This is a genomic window from Arthrobacter sp. V1I7 (assembly GCF_030817015.1).
Lineage (GTDB): Bacteria > Actinomycetota > Actinomycetes > Actinomycetales > Micrococcaceae > Arthrobacter.
Map to the genome: position 1 here is coordinate 1,230,055 of NZ_JAUSYS010000001.1, position 17,728 is coordinate 1,247,782.

At 64.6% G+C, this 17,728-nt stretch carries 18 protein-coding genes; 17 read left to right on the forward strand and 1 reads right to left on the reverse strand.

From position 1 onward, the window contains the following. Window positions 1-2 precede the first annotated feature (2 nt). The 6 genes from thrB to QFZ69_RS05830 all read left to right on the forward strand — a co-directional run bounded on the left by thrB (window position 3) and on the right by QFZ69_RS05830 (window position 7,342). Window positions 3-989, forward strand: a complete 987-nt coding sequence (thrB, locus tag QFZ69_RS05805) for a homoserine kinase (protein WP_306916293.1) — start codon at window positions 3-5, stop codon at window positions 987-989. Window positions 990-1,316: 327 nt separating this feature from the next. Further along, window positions 1,317-3,551 (forward strand): transcription termination factor Rho, encoded by a 2,235-nt coding sequence (gene rho, locus QFZ69_RS05810; protein WP_306916294.1) that lies wholly within the window; start codon window positions 1,317-1,319, stop codon window positions 3,549-3,551. 283 nt (window positions 3,552-3,834) lie between these two features. Then, the gene (gene prfA, locus QFZ69_RS05815) at window positions 3,835-4,908 is read left to right on the forward strand and encodes a peptide chain release factor 1 (protein WP_306916295.1); all 1,074 of its coding nucleotides are present in this window, start codon (window positions 3,835-3,837) and stop codon (window positions 4,906-4,908) included. 20 nt (window positions 4,909-4,928) lie between these two features. After that, window positions 4,929-5,834, forward strand: a complete 906-nt coding sequence (gene prmC, locus QFZ69_RS05820; RefSeq protein ID WP_306916299.1) for a peptide chain release factor N(5)-glutamine methyltransferase — start codon at window positions 4,929-4,931, stop codon at window positions 5,832-5,834. 15 nt (window positions 5,835-5,849) lie between these two features. Further along, window positions 5,850-6,572 (forward strand): L-threonylcarbamoyladenylate synthase, encoded by a 723-nt coding sequence (locus tag QFZ69_RS05825; protein WP_306916301.1) that lies wholly within the window; start codon window positions 5,850-5,852, stop codon window positions 6,570-6,572. Next, window positions 6,569-7,342 (forward strand): WecB/TagA/CpsF family glycosyltransferase, encoded by a 774-nt coding sequence (locus QFZ69_RS05830; protein WP_306916303.1) that lies wholly within the window; start codon window positions 6,569-6,571, stop codon window positions 7,340-7,342. The genes QFZ69_RS05825 and QFZ69_RS05830 overlap by 4 nt, the downstream gene beginning before the upstream one ends. On the opposite strand, the gene QFZ69_RS05835 is transcribed toward QFZ69_RS05830, so the two are convergent. Next, a complete protein-coding gene (locus QFZ69_RS05835) occupies window positions 7,339-8,235 on the reverse strand; it encodes a glycosyltransferase (RefSeq protein ID WP_306916304.1) in 897 nt (298 codons plus the stop codon). The genes QFZ69_RS05830 and QFZ69_RS05835 overlap by 4 nt on opposite strands. A gap of 296 nt (window positions 8,236-8,531) precedes the next feature. Here QFZ69_RS05835 and QFZ69_RS05840 point away from each other — a divergent pair, with 296 nt between their 5' ends. The 11 genes from QFZ69_RS05840 to QFZ69_RS05890 all read left to right on the forward strand — a co-directional run bounded on the left by QFZ69_RS05840 (window position 8,532) and on the right by QFZ69_RS05890 (window position 17,721). Beyond that, window positions 8,532-9,665: an MraY family glycosyltransferase gene (locus tag QFZ69_RS05840; RefSeq protein ID WP_306916306.1), complete on the forward strand. Its 1,134-nt coding sequence runs from the start codon at window positions 8,532-8,534 to the stop codon at window positions 9,663-9,665. A gap of 123 nt (window positions 9,666-9,788) precedes the next feature. After that, a complete protein-coding gene (locus tag QFZ69_RS05845) occupies window positions 9,789-10,274 on the forward strand; it encodes a hypothetical protein (RefSeq protein WP_306916308.1) in 486 nt (161 codons plus the stop codon). Next, window positions 10,267-10,605, forward strand: a complete 339-nt coding sequence (locus tag QFZ69_RS05850) for a hypothetical protein (protein WP_306916310.1) — start codon at window positions 10,267-10,269, stop codon at window positions 10,603-10,605. The genes QFZ69_RS05845 and QFZ69_RS05850 overlap by 8 nt, the downstream gene beginning before the upstream one ends. Window positions 10,606-10,696: 91 nt before the next feature. After that, a complete protein-coding gene (atpB, locus tag QFZ69_RS05855; RefSeq protein ID WP_306916312.1) occupies window positions 10,697-11,497 on the forward strand; it encodes a F0F1 ATP synthase subunit A in 801 nt (266 codons plus the stop codon). 78 nt (window positions 11,498-11,575) lie between these two features. Then, entirely contained in the window at window positions 11,576-11,779 is a 204-nt protein-coding gene (gene atpE / locus QFZ69_RS05860) for an ATP synthase F0 subunit C (protein WP_009356484.1), read from the forward strand. A 55-nt stretch (window positions 11,780-11,834) separates the two neighbouring features. Then, the gene (locus QFZ69_RS05865; RefSeq protein WP_306916313.1) at window positions 11,835-12,383 is read left to right on the forward strand and encodes a F0F1 ATP synthase subunit B; all 549 of its coding nucleotides are present in this window, start codon (window positions 11,835-11,837) and stop codon (window positions 12,381-12,383) included. Further along, the gene (locus QFZ69_RS05870) at window positions 12,383-13,210 is read left to right on the forward strand and encodes a F0F1 ATP synthase subunit delta (protein WP_306916316.1); all 828 of its coding nucleotides are present in this window, start codon (window positions 12,383-12,385) and stop codon (window positions 13,208-13,210) included. Before QFZ69_RS05865 ends, QFZ69_RS05870 begins: the two co-directional genes overlap by 1 nt. An 83-nt stretch (window positions 13,211-13,293) precedes the next feature. After that, window positions 13,294-14,931, forward strand: a complete 1,638-nt coding sequence (gene atpA / locus QFZ69_RS05875) for a F0F1 ATP synthase subunit alpha (RefSeq protein WP_306919609.1) — start codon at window positions 13,294-13,296, stop codon at window positions 14,929-14,931. A 76-nt stretch (window positions 14,932-15,007) separates the two neighbouring features. After that, a complete protein-coding gene (locus QFZ69_RS05880) occupies window positions 15,008-15,901 on the forward strand; it encodes a F0F1 ATP synthase subunit gamma (RefSeq protein ID WP_306916318.1) in 894 nt (297 codons plus the stop codon). 79 nt (window positions 15,902-15,980) lie between these two features. After that, window positions 15,981-17,435: a F0F1 ATP synthase subunit beta gene (atpD, locus tag QFZ69_RS05885; RefSeq protein ID WP_306916319.1), complete on the forward strand. Its 1,455-nt coding sequence runs from the start codon at window positions 15,981-15,983 to the stop codon at window positions 17,433-17,435. 1 nt (window position 17,436) lies between these two features. After that, a complete protein-coding gene (locus QFZ69_RS05890) occupies window positions 17,437-17,721 on the forward strand; it encodes a F0F1 ATP synthase subunit epsilon (protein WP_247042889.1) in 285 nt (94 codons plus the stop codon). Window positions 17,722-17,728 lie beyond the last annotated feature (7 nt).

Sequence of the window (17,728 nt, forward strand, 5' to 3'; positions counted from 1 at the left end):
CCTTGGAAACGACCCTCACGATCCCGGCCGAGTTCCCTGCCGACACTCCGGCAGTCCTGGCCGGCCAGCTGGTGACCGTGCGGGTGCCGGCGACCAGCGCCAACCTCGGCCCCGGCTACGACAGCCTGGGACTGGCACTTTCGCTGCATGACACCCTGACGGTGGAGACCCTGGCCAGCGGTGGGCTCGAGTTCGAACTCAGCGGCGAGGGTGCCGCGACGCTGCCGCGGGATGCGAGCCACCTCGTGGTGAAGGCCGTTACCGAGGCGCTGCACCGACTGGGCTTCCGGCACGAGGGACTGCGGATCACGGCCGACAACGTCAATCCGCACGGCCGGGGGCTGGGCTCATCGGCGTCGGCCGTCGTCGCCGCAGTGACGGCGGCAAATGTGCTGGTGCCCGAGGCGTCCCGGCGCAGCAAGGACTGGATCCTGCAGCTGACGAGCGAGATGGAGGGTCATCCGGACAACGTCGCACCCGCCATTTTCGGCGGACTGGCGCTGTCGTGGCAGGACAGTGACCAGTACAGCAGCACCTGCGCGACCGTGGCGGACTCGGTCGTACCGGTCGTGGCTGTTCCGGATTTTGAGCTCTCCACCGAAGCGGCCCGCGCGCTGCTGCCGGCCTCGGTAGGCCACCACGCCGCGGCCATGAACTCGGGCCGGGCGGCACTCCTGATCCATGCGCTGACGCAAAAGCCCGAATTCCTGCTGCCCGGCACGGAGGATTACCTGCACCAGAGCTACCGGGCGCAGGCAATGCGGCCCAGCGCCGAACTGATCGCCGCCCTGCGGCGCGCCGGCCACGCCGCCGTCGTATCCGGAGCGGGTCCCACGGTTCTGGTTCTTGCCAACGGGGAAGCGGAAGCCGGGAGGATCGTCGACCTCATCGGCTCCCATACCGCGGGGAACACGCCGGAAGTGGGCTGGCGTGTGATGAAGCTGGCCGTGGACGTTGAAGGTGCTAAAGTGGAAGTGCACCGGCAGTAATCACGCAGGCGGTTAACCAGTAACTTTTTATAAGACCGCGATGTTGGCCAAGTTGCCTTTCTCATCTTTCATTGCGCAATATTTTCCGGTGCCACCTGCTTTTGGTCTGACGCAGGACTCAGCAGAAACTATCTCTGCCCCTGAAGTGTCAGCCCGCCGTTCATTAAAATTTTTTCGAACGCGCCAGGTGTGAGCAACTACCCGGTCCTGCTGGCAGATATCCGTCCGGCAGGGCCGAAATCCCGGCTGCAGATCTGAACTGCAGCCCAGATCAAATCATCGCGTCCAGCTCCTAGTCTGGACGCCGTCGAGGGGGAAGGATCCTTCGTGACCGAAACCACTGAGCTGTCTTCAGCTGTGGAAACATCATCTTCTGCTGCCGGATCGTCAACGGCCGCACCCGCCAAGAGCAGCGGCCTCGCCGGCCTCAAGCTCGCCCAACTGCAGGCACTTGCCAGCCAGCTGGGTATTTCCGGCGGATCCCGCATGCGCAAGGGTGATCTGGTCGCAGCCATTTCCGCCCACCGTGCAGGCACCCCGGTAAGCAAGGCTCCGGCCCGCGGAGCGGAAAAGGCCACCGACAACGGCAGCGTTGCCCAGGCCGCGGCTCCGGTCGCTGCGCCGGAAGCCGCTGCCGATTCCGAGGCCCCTGTCCAGGAAAACGCCCGGGCACGCGGCCGTGGCCGCAGCCGCCGTGCAGGCAGCGACGGCGTCATCACGACTCCCCCCGCCGAAGCTTCGACCGCCGAGGCTCCGGCCGCCGCAGCTCCCGCAGTGGAGGCCGCTCCTGCCGAGCAGGCAAGCGAAGGCGGCGACCGCACCCGCCAGCCGCGCACCCGCAACCGCCGCCGTGGCGAAGCCGCCGCGCAGTCCACAGGCCAGGCCACCGGCCAGAACACCGCCCAGGACGCAGAGCAGCAGGCCGCAGGCCAGGGCGCCGTGGCGGCCGAGGCCCCGGCCGAGCAGCCTTCCGTCGATCAGCGCCAGGCGGAGCGCGCGGAACAGCGTTCCGATCAGCGTCAGGCCGAGCGCACCGAGCAGCGCGCCGAACAGGGCAGCGAAGACGGCCAGCGCCGTGACAACACCCGCACCCGTGGGGGCCGCGACACCGCCGACACCCGCGAGAATGCAGGCAACCGCGACAACGCCGGCCGCGACACCGCCCGCGATATCGATGACAGCGACGGCGGCAGCCGCCGGAACCGCCGCAACCGGCGCGACCGCAACGACCGCTCCGGTGCGCAGGACAGCCGCGACAGCCGCGACGGCCGTGATGGCCGCGACAGCCGCGACAACACCTCCCGCAACGACCGCTTCCGCGACCGCAACGACCGCCGGCGGGGACGCGCCCAGGGACCGGACGTCGACGACGTCGAGGTCACCGAGGACGATGTCCTGCTGCCCGTCGCCGGTATCCTCGATGTGCTGGAGAACTACGCGTTCATCCGCACGTCCGGTTACCTGCCGGGCCCGAACGACGTGTACGTATCCCTCGCCCAGGTCAAGAAGTACAACCTGCGCAAGGGTGACGCCGTCGTCGGCGCGATCCGTGCACCCCGTGACGGCGAGGCCCAGCACGGGAGTCAGCAGCAGTCCGCCCGCCAGAAGTTCAATGCCCTGGTCCGCATCACCTCGGTCAACGGCAAGACCCCCGAGGAACTCAAGGACCGCGTCGAATTCGCGAAGCTTGTCCCGCTGTACCCCTCCGAGCGCCTGCGCCTCGAGACGGACCCCAAGAAGATCGGCCCCCGCGTCATCGATCTGGTTGCCCCGATCGGCAAGGGCCAGCGTGGCCTGATCGTCTCGCCGCCGAAGGCCGGCAAGACGCTCATCCTGCAGTCCATCGCGAACGCCATCACCACCAACAATCCTGAGGTCCACCTCATGATGGTGCTTGTTGACGAACGCCCCGAAGAAGTCACGGACATGCAGCGCACAGTCAAGGGTGAGGTCATTGCCTCCACCTTCGACCGTCCCGCCGACGACCACACCACGGTCGCCGAACTTTCCATCGAGCGTGCCAAGCGCCTCGTGGAAATGGGCATGGACGTCGTCGTGCTCCTCGACTCCATGACGCGACTGGGCCGCGCCTACAACCTGGCAGCACCGGCCTCCGGCCGCATCCTGTCCGGTGGTGTGGACTCCGCCGCGCTGTACCCGCCGAAGCGCTTCTTCGGTGCCGCCCGCAACATTGAAAACGGTGGCTCCCTCACCATCCTGGCAACCGCTCTCGTCGAGACCGGCTCCAAGATGGACGAGGTCATCTTCGAAGAGTTCAAGGGCACCGGCAACATGGAACTGCGCCTGTCCCGCCAGCTGGCAGACAAGCGCATCTTCCCGGCCGTGGACGTCAACGCGTCCGGTACCCGCCGTGAGGAAAACCTGCTTTCCCCCGAGGAAGTCAAGATCATGTGGAAGCTGCGCCGCGTCCTGTCCGGACTCGAAACGCAGCAGAGCCTTGAGCTGCTGACCAACAAGATCCGGGAGACCCAGAGCAACGTCGAGTTCCTCATGCAGGTGCAGAAGACGACGCTTGGTGCGAAGTCCGATAACGACAAGTAGTTGACGCAGGGGTGGGGCCGTCGGTTGTTTAGCCGGCCCCGCCCCTTTGTCGTTCGGTTTTTTGCCGCCCCCGCCCCTACGCGTGGAGGCTCGATCCTGACGGATCCGAGCCTCCACGCTCCGGCAGGCCCGAAGGGAGATGACGAGGGACCCGACCTGAGCTTGCGAAGGTTGGGAGTCTTCGACCGCACTCCCGGGGCGGCAAAAAACAGAACGACTTGCTCTCGTCCCACCTAACGCGCGGCGTAACTAGACTTGGTTTCAAGTCGAAAGAGGTTTTGAAATGTTTGAGTCCGTACAGGGGCTGTTGGATGAGCATGATGCTATCCAGGCGCAGCTTGGGGATCCTGCTGTTTATGCTGACCAGCGGCTGGCCCGGAAACTGGGGCGGCGTTCGGCCCAGCTGAACGGCATTGTCGAGGCTTACCATGCCTGGCACGGGATCCAGGAGGACCTGGCGGCGGCCCAGGAGATGGCGGGGGAGGATCCGGAGTTTGCCGCGGAGGTGCCGGAGCTTGAGGCGGCGCTGGAAACGGCCGCGGCAAAGCTGCGCCGGCTGCTGATCCCGCGGGACCCGGACGATGCCCGAAACGTGATCCTCGAGGTCAAGGGCGGTGAGGGCGGCGACGAGGCGGCCCTGTTTGCCGCCGACCTGCTGCGGATGTACACCCGCTATGCCGAATCCCGGGGCTGGAAGACCGAAATGATCTCGGCCAACGAGTCGGACCTGGGCGGATACAAAGACGTGCAGGTTGCCATCAAGGGCAGCTCGAACGACCCGGCCGAGGGCGTCTACGCGCGGCTTAAGTTCGAAGGCGGCGTGCACCGTGTGCAGCGCGTCCCCGTGACGGAATCCCAGGGCCGCATCCACACCTCGGCTGCCGGCGTGCTGGTGCTCCCCGAAGTGGACGAGCCCGAGGAACTCGAGATCAACCAGAACGATCTCAAGATCGACGTCTACCGCTCCTCGGGACCGGGCGGGCAGTCCGTGAACACCACCGACTCGGCCGTCCGCATCACCCACCTTCCCACCGGAATCGTGGTGGCGATGCAGAACGAGAAGTCGCAGCTGCAGAACCGTGAGGCGGGGATGCGCGTGCTGCGCGCCCGTATCCTGGCGCACCAGCAGGAGCAGATCGACGCCGAGAACTCGGCCCAGCGCAAGTCGCAGATCCGCACCATGGACCGCTCCGAGCGCATCCGCACCTACAACTACCCGGAAAACCGGATTGCGGACCACCGCACCGGTTACAAGGCCTACAACCTGGACCAGGTCATGAACGGCGACCTGGAACCGGTGATCCAATCGGCGATCGAACTGGACGAGCAGTCCCGGCTCGACGCCATCGGCGAATAAGCCCGCAGGAAGCGTTGCCGATGACAGAGGGCCCCGGGCTGAGCCTTGCGGAGGCGGTCCGCGAAGCGACTGCCGTGCTGGCTGCCGCGGGCGTGCCCAGCCCGCGGGTCGACGCCGAAGTCCTCGCCGAGCACCTCCTCGGCGTCGGGCTCGGCCGGCTCCGCGTGCTGCTGCTGGGCGACACGCCGGCGCCGGAAGGCTACGCCGACCTCGTGGCCGAGCGCGCCCGGCGCACTCCGCTGCAGCACATTACCGGGGTGGCGCACTTCCGCTACCTGGAACTCGCTGTCGGCCCGGGGGTCTTCATTCCCCGCCCGGAAACCGAATCCGTGGTGCAGCTGGTGCTGGACTGGCTCAAAGACAGGCGCCGGCTGCCGGGGATGGCGCATCCCAAGGTCGTGGACCTGGGCACCGGATCCGGGGCCATCGCCGGTTCGATCGCCCACGAGCTGCCGGGCGCCGAAGTCCACGCGGTGGAGTTCAGCGAGTTTGCCCACGCGTGGGCCGCAAAGAACCTGCTGCCCCTCGGCGTCTCCCTGGTCCGTGGCGATCTGCGCAATGCCCTCCCGGAGCACAATGGCAGCTTCGACGTCGTCGTCTCAAACCCCCCGTACATCCCGGCCGAAGCCATCCCGAACGAGCCGGAAGTTGCGCTGCACGACCCGCCCGAGGCACTTTACGGCGGGGGAGCGGACGGCATGGAACTTCCGACGGCGGCGGCGGCTTCGGCCGCGCGGCTCCTGGCGCCAGGAGGCTACTTCGTGATGGAACACGCGGAAGTCCAGGCGGCCTGGATAGCCGGCATGCTGGAGCGCACCGGACTGTGGACCGATGTGGCCACCCACCTGGACCTCAACGGAAAGGAACGGGCCACGAGCGCGGTCCTCGCGCCCCGCGGCCCGGCGGACGGAGCAGCCCTGAAGTGATGAAAGAATAGGGCAGTGACGACTAGCTACGATTGCACGGCAGCTGAGCAGCGCGCCGCAGGACTTGAGCACGCCCAGCGGGCCATCCGGGAACACAAATGCGTGGTTCTCCCCACCGATACCGTGTACGGGATCGCCGCCGACGCCTTTTCACCCGTGGCCGTGACCCTGCTGCTTGCGTCCAAAGGCCGGAGCCGGAAGATGCCGCCGCCGGTGCTGATCCCCAGGCTCAACGCCCTCGACGGACTCGCCACCGACGTACCGGCGGAGGCCCGGCGCCTCGCCGAAGCCTTCTGGCCGGGCGGCCTGACCCTGATCCTGCACGCCCAGCCCTCGCTGGACTGGGATCTCGGGGAGACCAAGGGCACCGTGGCGCTGCGGATCCCCGCCGATGACGTCGCCCGGGACCTCCTGACCATCACCGGACCGCTGGCCGTCTCCTCCGCGAACCGCACCGGTCATCCAGCAGCGCAGACCGCAGCCGAGGCGGAAGCGCAGCTCGCCGAGTCCGTCGAGGTTTACCTGGAAGACGGGCGCCGGCCCGTGGAGGGTCCAGAGGCCCTGCCGTCCACCATCATCGACGCCACCGCCCTGCCGCTGCGGGTGGTCCGCCAGGGCGCCATCAGCCTGGAACGCCTGCGGGACGTGGTCCCCGGACTGCTGGACGTGGACGGCAACGCCCCGGCCGGCCCGGACCACGACCCGGCAGGATCCGGCGAACCCGCCGGGACGGCGTGACCGTTCCGCGTCAGCACGTCCCTTTCCTGGAGGTGGACGCGACGCCAGTGACCGTTAACGAACTGACGGACGTCCTCGACGGGTTCATCGCCGAGGGCGGCACTAGGACCATCGTGGGCCACAACCTGCACAGCGTGACCCTGCTGCATTCCGATGACGGATTCCGTTCCTTCTACCAGCAGAGCGATGTGGTTCTCATCGATGGCGCCCCGGTGTTGTGGCTCTGGGCCAAGAGCCTGGAAGGCGATGGCGCCAAGGAACGCTCGATGGACTACCGGCTGGGCTCCACCGACTGGATTCCCGCGCTGGCGAAGGTCAAAGGTCTTAAGCGTCTCGCCGTAATCGGTGCCGGCAGCCAGGCCAACGCCCAGGCCGTGGCGCGGCTCCAGGACATCGTCCCCCAGGCGCAGGTGGATGGAATGCCCGGCGAGGGCTGGAACGCCGAGCTGGAAGCCCGGGCCGTCGCCTGGCTGGGAGAGCTGCGCCCGCAGCTGGTGCTGCTGGGACTCGGGATGCCGCTGCAGGAACATGTGCTGCAGCGCAACCTGGCCTCGCTGCCGCCGGCGGTCTACTGCACCGTGGGCGGAGCCATTGAGCAGATCGCGGGGATCCAGAAACTGGCCCCGCGATGGATCGGCCGCCTCGGACTTGAGTGGGCCTGGCGCCTTCTGCTGGACCCGAAGCGGGTGGCGTATCGGGTCTTCGGCGAACCCTGGGTGCTGATGGGGCTGCTGATCCGGCGGCGGCTACGCCAGCGCCGGCAGCGCTAGAACTTCTGGTCCTCGAGGGGGCCGAAGCCCTTGCCGCGGAGGCCGGTGGAAAAGGCCCGGAACCAGCCGGCCAGCCCGCGGAAGTCGCCGCGGCGCAGGAAATACCCGAGGTACCCGCCCACATCGGCGACGAGGGACTTGACCCGGAAATAGCGGCGGATGAGGTACCCGCGGTTGCGGTAATAGTAGTAGCGCTTGAAGGCGGTCTCCGGGACGATCACATGCCATCTGGCGCCGAAGACATGCTTGGTCTCCGAAAATGCGTGCGGGTGCGTGATGGCCGCCGTCGTCACGGTCCCGAAGCGGATGCCGGCCTTGCGCAGCCGGATCGTGAAATCCACTTCGTCGCCGCGGATGAAGAGGCGCATATCGGGCAGTCCGACCTTGAAGAAAACGTCGGAGCGGATCAGGGCGCCGTTGAAGAAGTGTCCGTCATCCGGGAGGAAGCCGACCTTTTCCAGTTCGGCCCGCTCATGCGTGACCTTGCCGTCCAGGCGGAAGAAGAAGGACAGCCGGTCCGGGTGCCCGGGGGCCACCACCAGCGGGACAACGGCGTCGAGGTTCCGGGCTTCGGCTTCACGGAGCAGCGTGGCGAGGCACTCCGCGTCGGCGGGTTCGGCGTCGTCGTCCATCATCCAGATCCAGTCAGCTCCGCTGGCGACCGCCTTGAGGACCGCGAGGGAAAAGCCGCCCGCCCCGCCGAGGTTCGCTTCGCTCCTGACATAGTCCACGTTGCCGTGCCCTTCGGCGACGTCCTTGGCGGGCGCCGTGCCGCTGTCGACGAGGCAAATGGAGCGCACCGGAGCCGTCTGGTTGTTGATGGCGTTCAGCAGAACGGCCAGCTCCCGGGGACGGTCAAACGTCACGGCAGCAACTGCAACCGACTGGGTCATCGCGGGGGTCCTTTCAGCGGGCCGTATGTGGTTTTCCCGCCGGCGATGGGCCGTGTGACGCGAAGACAGGTGGCCGTTGGCATTAGTATCTTGACTAGAGTCCACTGTAATACAGCCCTGTCAGGCACTACGCACTGCCTGCCCTGAGCACGGCGACGGAGAAGTTTCATTTACCGAAAGACACATCCACGGCAAGTTGCGCCACCCCTCTCCCCATACCCGCTACGGACACCGTGGCTGCGGAATGTGCAGCCGGGTGTCGCTTGCGCTGACATCCTCGGGCAGGTGGCTTCCCGGTGATCATGTACCTGCTCATGATGCTGACGGCGGCGGCAGTAAGCTATGCGGCGACGTGGGGCGCCCGGCTAGTCGGCAACAGGCTGGAGGTGTTCTCGCCCATCCGCAGCCGCGATATGCATTCCACCCCGATCTCCCGGCTCGGCGGCCTGGGCATCTTCGTCGGCGCCCTGGTGGCACTGGTGGTGGCCAGCCAGTCCTTCTTCGTGAAGGACATCTTCCGCGGCAACGATTCGCCGTGGGGGGTGCTGGCCGGTGCAGCCGTGATCGTTGTGGTTGGCCTTGCCGACGACCTGGTTGACCTGCGCTGGTGGGTAAAACTGATCGGCCAGGGCGTGGCCGGCACCGTGGTCGCCGTCTGGGGTGTCCGCGTTTCGATTGTTCCCTTCATTCCGGAACCGATCGTGATTGAGAATGAAGGGGCCAGCATCGTGCTCACGGCCGGACTCATTGTCGTCACCATGAACGCGTTCAACTTCATTGACGGGCTCGACGGACTTGCCGCTGGTGTGGCGATCATCGGGGGTGCAGCCTTCTTCCTCACGGCCTATTGGGTGCACCGGACCGCCGATATCCTGGATCGCTCCGACCTCGCAACCCTCCTGACAGCGATTGTGGTGGGCAGCTGTCTCGGGTTCCTGCCGCACAACTGGTTTCCGGCGAAGATCTTCATGGGCGACTCGGGCGCCATGCTGATCGGCTTGCTCCTGGCGTCAGCCGGCATCGTCTCCACCGGGCAGATCACCTCCGGGCTCTACGACCGGGTTAACGGCATCCCCACAATCATTCCGATCCTGTTGCCTTTCGCGGTCCTCTTCCTTCCGATCCTGGACCTGTGCCTCGCCGTGGTCCGGCGAACTGCCGTGGGCCGTTCGCCCTGGTCCGCTGACCGGGGACATCTGCACCACAAACTGTTGGACATCGGATACTCGCACCGCAGCGCTGTAGTGCTCATGTACCTGTGGACCTGCGTGCTTGCCTTCGGCGGTCTGGCCTTCGTGGTCTACCCGTGGCAAATCGTGCTGGCCGTAGACTTGGCGGCCACCGCAATCATGGCTGTTGTGACCGCGTGGCCCTACCTCCACAACAAGGCGCCGGGACGCGGTCCCCGCTCTGCGGCGGAAGTGGAATGACCCCCGCCGGCCCACGTTCCGAATAATTTCTATCTCATGTAGAATTCATGTGCGGCTTACCGCCGCACCGCTGCCTCCGGCATTCCGCCCTGCCAGCACCAACCCTGCGACGATTGGGATCTCATGACCTCCAACGCCGGTTCCGGACGCCCGTCCGGTAACGGACCCGTTGGCGTCTCGGGTCCCACAAAGTCCTTGTGGTTGCGGCTGCTGGTCCTGAGCTCGGCGGCAGCAGGCGGCGCACTACTGCTCGCAGGGGTGGCCGCACTCCTGGTCGAAGGCACGCCGGCCGCGCTTTCGTGCCTGTTCGGTGGAGCCCTGGTGATGGCATTTTTCGCGATCAGCCTGCTTGTCGGCCACTTTGCCGGCCGCAACAACCCGTCCGGCGCCATCGGCCTGTTCGTGGCTACCTATTTCATCAAGGTCGTCGGCTTTGCCGTGGTCCTTTTCGCAATCGGTGCCCCGGCATGGTTGAACGGCGCGTGGTTCCTGGCCGGCGCCGTCGTGGCCGTAGTGCTATGGCAGGCCGCCGAGGTCTACGGCTTCAGCAAAGCCCGGCTTCAGATCTATAACGACCCCGAGAGCACAGAAGGCGGCACCAATGTTTAGCCGCAAAGACGGACGCAGACGCATTAACAAGGCTGCCGCAACCCCCCGAACTACCGCCGGTGCCCCCGGTGTATCCGAGAACGGCAGGGACGGCGGATACAACGCCGGAATCGCCGTCTTTAGCTACATTGTTGGCGGAATCATGGTCTGGAGTTTGATAGGGTGGGGTCTGGATAATCTGTGGGGAACCCGCTGGATTGTGCTCGCAGGCGCTCTGCTTGGAGCCGCGGGAGGGTTCTATCTTTCTCATATGCACGGCCTCACCAGTTCGGGTAATTCCGCTGGCGGGGACACTGCTGCACGTGGCCCGTCCCAGGACGAGGATCAGTAATGCCAAATAATTTCACATGGGGAGATGCGGACCGTAAAGTCGCCGCTCCTCTACCAACGCCCAATGATGGACACTGCAGAGAGGAAACGCGTTGATCGCGCTTGCGCTCCCGGCCCAAGATTCAGGACCTTTTACGCCTCCTGGAATTGATGAAATGCACCTGCCGGCAATCCTGCCGTGGGGGGCGGCCGACGGATTCTCCAAGCAGATGCTGCTGGTAATCCTGTCGGTCGTTATTATCGCCACATTCTTTCTGCTAGCTGCCCGTAAGCAGCAGCTTGTTCCCGGCAAACTGCAGTTCGCAGGCGAGATGGCCTATGGCTTCGTCCGCAACAGCATCGCCAAGGACATCATCGGCGGCCGGGACTTCATGAAGTATGTCCCGCTGCTGTTCAGCCTCTTCTTCTTCATCCTGGTGAACAACATCTACGGCGCGATCCCCGTGATCCAGCTGCCGAGCTTCTCGCACGTCGGCGGCGCCTATGTGCTGGCCGCGATCGTGTACATCACCTGGATCGCCATCGGCATCAAGAAGAACGGACTGAAGTACTTCAAGCTGGCCACCGTGCCGTCCGGAGTGCCGGTCTACATCCTCCCGATCGTCATCCCGATCGAGATCATCTCAAACTTCCTGGTCCGCCCCGTAACGCACAGCCTCCGTCTGTTCGCGACCATGCTGGCCGGCCACCTGATCGTGATGATCGCCGGTTCCGGCATCGAGTTCCTCGTGATGCAGGAGAACCTGCTCCTCAAGGGCACGTCGGTCCTCGTGCTCGTCGGTGCGATCGCCATGTACATGCTGGAGGCGCTGATCATGGCGCTCCAGGCCTACGTCTTCACGCTGCTGACCGCCATCTACATCGAAGGCGCTTTGCACGCGGAAAGCCACTAGGCTCCCACAAACTTCCCCTTGCGGGGATGAAGCAAACCAAACGACCTGCCACATGGATGGCATCTTGAAAGGAAAAAAATGGAAGGCAATCTCAACCTCGTAGGTTACGGTCTGTCCGCAATCGGCGGTGGTATCGGTGTTGGTCTCGTGTTCGCCGCTTACATCAACGGCGTCGCACGTCAGCCGGAAGCACAGCGTGTGCTTCAGCCGATCGCATTCCTCGGCCTCGCGCTGACTGAAGCCCTCGCCATCCTCGGCCTGGTCTTCGCTTTCGTTCTCTAGTCTGAACTTCAGAACAAGCGAACATCCAGAACCGAGTAGATAGGACGGGTGAATTATGAATCAGACGATCATCTCAGCCGCCACTGAGGGCACCAACCCTCTGGTTCCCAATGTCTGGGAAATGGGCGTCGTCCTCGCCGGCTTTGCTGTCCTCATGTACATCGTGGTCAAGTTCATTGTCCCGATGTTCGAGAAGACCTTCGCAGAGCGTGCCGAGGCCATCGAAGGCGGCATTGCCAAGGCTGAAAAGGCCCAGGCAGAGGCTTCCGCCGCACTCGAAGAGTACAAGCAGCAGCTCACTGATGCCCGTGCCGAGGCCAACCGCATCCGCGAGGAAGCACGTGCCGAAGGCGCCCAGATCCTCGCGGACCTGAAGGAGAAGGCAGCTGCAGAGTCTGCCCGCATCACTGCCCAGGCCCACACGGCGATCCAGGCCGAGCGCCAGGCTGCCGTTGTGTCGCTCCGCGCGGAGGTCGGTTCGCTGGCCACCACCTTGGCAAGCCGCGTCGTCGAGGAGTCACTCAGCGATGACGAGCGTGCCCGCCGTGTGGTTGACCGCTTCCTGGCAGATCTGGAGAACCAGAACGCAGGTGCAGCTAAGTAATGGCAGGTGTATCGAGCGAATCGCTGGCCGCAGCCTTGGCGTCCCTGGAAGCCAAGCTTCCGAACGCCTCGCTGCAGTTGGCTAAGGAACTCTTCGGAATCCTGGGAACGGTGGACAGCTCGGCTGGCCTGCGCCGCGCCCTGACTGATCCGTCCCGTAGCGGTGACGAAAAGTCGGCGCTGGTCAAGCGGCTCTTCGGCGGAAACGTCTCCGCCGATGCTGCGGAAATCGCGAGCGGGCTGGCCGGCTCACGCTGGGCATCCGCACGGGATATCGGCGATGCACTCGAGACTCTTGCCGCTACGGTGGTCATCGCCGTAGCTGAAAACAAGTCTGCCGTCTCTGCCTCGGGAATCACCGGCCTGGAAGCACTGGAGAACGATTTGTTCGCCTTCAGCCAGGCCGTGGAGTCCAACCACGAGGTGCAGCGTGCTCTGTCCGAGCCGCAAGCGAGCCCGGCAGCCAAGATTGCCCTCGCCGAAAAGCTCGTTCCCGGTGCAAGCGAGGAAGCGAAAGTCCTCACGGCACAGGCCGTTACTCAGCCCCGTGGCCTCAAGGTAACCAGGCTCGTGCGTCGTTTCGCCGAGCTTGCAGCCAAGCGGCAGCAGCGCTGGATTGCCGTTGTCAGCGTCACCCGTCCGCTGACGGAGGCACAGACCAGTCGTCTGCAGGCGGCGCTGAACGGCCTCTACGGGCGCGATCTTAAGATCAACATGAACGTTGACCCGGCACTGATCGGTGGCATCCGGATCCAGGTAGGTGACGAAGTGGTTGACGCTTCGGTTGCCGCCCGCCTGGCCCAGCTGCACCGTCAGCTTGTCGGCTAGCCGGACAAGCACCACCCAACGACACGAAACCCCGGTCATCGCGAGCACCGATGATCACGAAAACAGGAGAGCAGGGACTGCAGATGGCCGAATTGACCATCAACGCCGACGACGTCCGTATTGCGTTGAACGAGTTCGCGGCGTCCTACGAACCCGGAAACGCAGAGCGCGTAGAGGTCGGCCGTGTAACAACCGCAGGTGACGGCATCGCCCGTGTTGAGGGCCTTCCCTCGGTCATGGCGAACGAACTGCTGCGCTTCGAAGACGGCACGCTGGGCCTGGCCCAGAACCTCGACGTCCGCGAGATCGGTGTCATCATCCTCGGTGACTTCACCGGGATCGAAGAAGGCCAGGAAGTCCACCGCACCGGTCAGGTTCTGTCCGTTCCGGTAGGCGACGCCTTCCTCGGCCGCGTGGTTGACCCGCTGGGCATGCCCATCGACGACCTCGGCGACATCAAGGCCGAGACCACCCGTGCCCTGGAACTCCAGGCGCCCGGCGTGACCCAGCGCAAGTCGGTTCACGAGCCGATGCAGACCGGTCTCAAGGCTATCGACGCCATGATCCCGATCGGCCGCGGCCAGCGTCAGCTGATCATCGGCGACCGCCAGACCGGCAAGTCGGCGATCGCGATCGACACGATCATCAACCAGAAGGCCAACTGGGCTTCCGGGGATGTCACCAAGCAGGTGCGTTGCATCTACGTGGCGATCGGCCAGAAGGCATCTACGATTGCTGCCATCCGCCAGACCCTCGAGGACAACGGCGCACTGGAATACACGACCATCGTGGCTTCCCCCGCATCGGACCCCGCAGGCTTCAAGTACCTGGCACCGTACGCCGGCTCGGCCATCGGCCAGCACTGGATGTACGGCGGCAAGCACGTCCTCATCGTTTTCGATGATCTCTCCAAGCAGGCCGAAGCATACCGCGCCGTGTCGCTGCTGCTGCGCCGCCCGCCGGGACGCGAAGCCTACCCGGGCGACGTCTTCTACTTGCACTCCCGCCTGCTGGAGCGTTGTGCCAAGCTCTCCGACGAGCTCGGCGCAGGTTCGATGACCGGCCTGCCGCTCATCGAGACCAAGGCAAACGACGTTTCCGCCTACATCCCGACCAACGTGATCTCCATTACCGATGGCCAGATCTTCCTGCAGTCGGACCTCTTCAACGCCAACCAGCGTCCCGCTGTTGACGTGGGCGTGTCCGTCTCCCGCGTTGGTGGCGCCGCACAGGTCAAGTCCATGAAGAAGGTCTCCGGTACCTTGAAGCTGGAACTGGCCCAGTACCGCGACATGCAGGCCTTCGCAATGTTCGCGTCGGACCTCGACGCCGCATCGCGCCAGCAGCTGACCCGTGGTGCCCGCCTGATGGAACTGCTCAAGCAGGGCCAGTACTCACCGTTCCCGGTCGAGAACCAGGTCGTCTCCATCTGGGCCGGTACCAACGGCCACCTCGACGAGGTTCCGGTTGAAGACATCAACCGCTTCGAGACCGAGTTCCTGGAGCACCTCAAGCACAAGTCCTCCATCCTGACGACGCTGGCCCAGACCAACGTCATGGACGATGACACCGCAGAAGCATTGAAGACCGCGATCGTGGACTTCAAGAAGGGCTTCTTCGGCGAGGGCGACAGCTACCTGGTCGGTGCGGGGCACGAGGAGCACGCCCCCATCGACGAGACGCAGGTCGACCAGGAAAAAATCGTCAAGCAGAAGCGCTAGTTTCGCTGGCAGGGACTGCCGGAACCCCCGCGGGTTCCGGCAGTCCCGGCCACCGGGATCTTAGGAAAGGATAAGTATGGGAGCCCAGATTCGGGTCTACCGCCAGAAGATCAGCTCGACGACGTCGATGCGAAAGATCTTCAAGGCGATGGAACTGATCGCTACCTCGCGCATCGGCAAGGCCCGCGCACGCGTAGCGGCTTCACTGCCTTACGCGAACGCGATTACGCGTGCCGTTTCTGCTGTCGCAAGCCAGAGCGAAATCGACCACCCGCTCGTCACCGAGCCGGAGCAGATCCGTCGCGCCGCCGTCCTGGTCATCACCTCGGACCGCGGCCTGGCCGGATCGTACTCGGCAACCGTGCTCAAGCAGGCGGAAGGTCTCATCGAGCTGCTCCACGAGGAGGGCAAGGAAGTCAAGACCTATGTCATGGGCCGCAAGGCGCAGGCATACTTCGACTTCCGGAACCGCCCCTACGAGCGCGCATGGACCGGCAACACCGACGCACCGGTGTTCGAAACAGCCCAGGAAGTCGGCAGCGCACTGCTGGAAGACTTCGCGACGGCGTACGAAGAGGGCGGCGTCGACGAGATCCATGTCGTCTACACCCGCTTCAAGTCCATGGTGACGCAGGAGCCGACGGTTGTGCGTCTCCTCCCGCTCGAGGTTGTGGAAGAGCAGGCCGCGTCCGAATCGGAGCTCCTGCCGCTCTACGAATTCGAGCCGGAAACGGAGCAGGTTCTCGATGCCCTGCTGCCGCGCTACATCGAATCACGCATCTTCGCCGCTATGTTGCAGGCAGCAGCTTCCGAGCTCGCCGCCCGCCAGCGGGCGATGAAATCCGCCGGCGACAACGCCACGGACCTCATCAAGAAGTACACGCGTCTGCGCAACACTGCCCGCCAGGCTGAGATTACGCAGGAGCTTTCCGAAATCGTTGCCGGTGCAGACGCCTTGAGCGCCTCCTAGCCAGCACGTTCCGGACCAGCTGTACCTGCACAAAAGAACAACTTAACCCCCACGCCATCTACTGAGTGAAGTGAGAGAGATGACTGCCACTGCTACCGATCACGTAGCCGCAACGTCCGGTGCTACCGGCCGTATTGCACGTGTCATTGGCCCGGTTGTCGACGTCGAATTCCCGGCTGACGCAATCCCCTCGATTTACAACGCACTCACCACGGAGATTACTCTCAACGGTGAGACCAAGACCATCACGTTCGAGGTTGCGCTGCACCTTGGCGACAACCTCATCCGCGCCATCTCCCTGCAGGCAACCGACGGACTCGTCCGCGGTACCAATGTGGTCGACAGCGGCGGGCCGATTACCGTGCCCGTCGGCGACGGCGTCAAGGGCCACATCTTCAACGTCCTGGGCCAGCCCCTCGACGTCGAAGAGTCGGAACTGCAGATCAGCGAACGCTGGCCGATCCACCGCAAGGCTCCCGCCTTCGCGACCCTCGAAGGCTCCACCGAGATGCTGGAAACCGGCATCAAGGTGATCGACCTCCTCACCCCGTACATCAAGGGTGGCAAGATCGGTCTGTTCGGTGGCGCCGGTGTCGGCAAGACCGTGCTGATCCAGGAAATGATCACCCGTGTTGCCCGCAACTTCGGCGGCACCTCGGTGTTCGCCGGTGTCGGCGAGCGTACCCGTGAAGGCAACGACCTCTGGGTTGAAATGGAAGAGGCCGGGGTCCTCAAGGACACCGCCCTTGTATTCGGCCAGATGGATGAGCCGCCGGGAACGCGTCTGCGCGTGGCGCTGTCCGCCCTGACCATGGCGGAGTACTTCCGCGATGTGCAGAACCAGGACGTGCTGCTCTTCATCGACAACATCTTCCGCTTCACGCAGGCAGGTTCCGAGGTTTCCACCCTCCTCGGCCGTATGCCGTCGGCAGTGGGCTACCAGCCCAACCTGGCAGACGAGATGGGCCTCCTCCAGGAGCGCATCACGTCCACCAAGGGCCACTCGATCACCTCGATGCAGGCCATCTACGTTCCCGCAGATGACTACACCGACCCGGCCCCGGCCACGACCTTCGCACACCTCGACGCGACCACGGAACTTTCCCGTGAAATCGCTTCCCGTGGTCTGTACCCGGCCGTTGACCCGCTGACGTCGACCTCCCGCATCCTGGATCCGCAGTACATCGGCAACGACCACTACAACACGGCCGTCCGGGTCAAGCAGATCCTGCAGAAGAACAAGGAACTCCAGGACATCATCGCCATCCTCGGCGTTGACGAACTCTCTGAAGAGGACAAGATCGTGGTGTCGCGTGCACGCCGCATCCAGCAGTTCCTCTCGCAGAACACCTACACCGCCAAGCAGTTCACCGGCGTCGAAGGCTCCACCGTTTCCATCAAGGACACGGTTGAAGGCTTCACCGCGATCTGCGACGGCGAGCTTGACCACATCGCAGAGCAGGCGTTCTTCAACATCGGCGGCCTGGATGACGTCGAGCGCCAGTGGGCCAAGATCCAGGAACAGACCAAGTAATATGGCTGAGCTTGAGGTTGAGATTGTTGCAGCGGACCACTTCGTGTGGTCCGGAGCGGCCAAGATGGTCAAGGCCCGCACCAGCGATGGTGAAATCGGAATCCTGCCCGGCCACTCGCCCCTGCTGGCGATTCTGGCCGAAGGTGAACTGGCCATCCAGCCGGTCTCCGGTGACCGCATAGCCGTAGTCGTCGACGGGGGATTCTTCTCCGTCGACAACAACCGGGTCGTCATTGTTGCTGACAACGCCCAACTGGGCGACGCAGCTACTGCGGGGATCCGCTAGCACGACC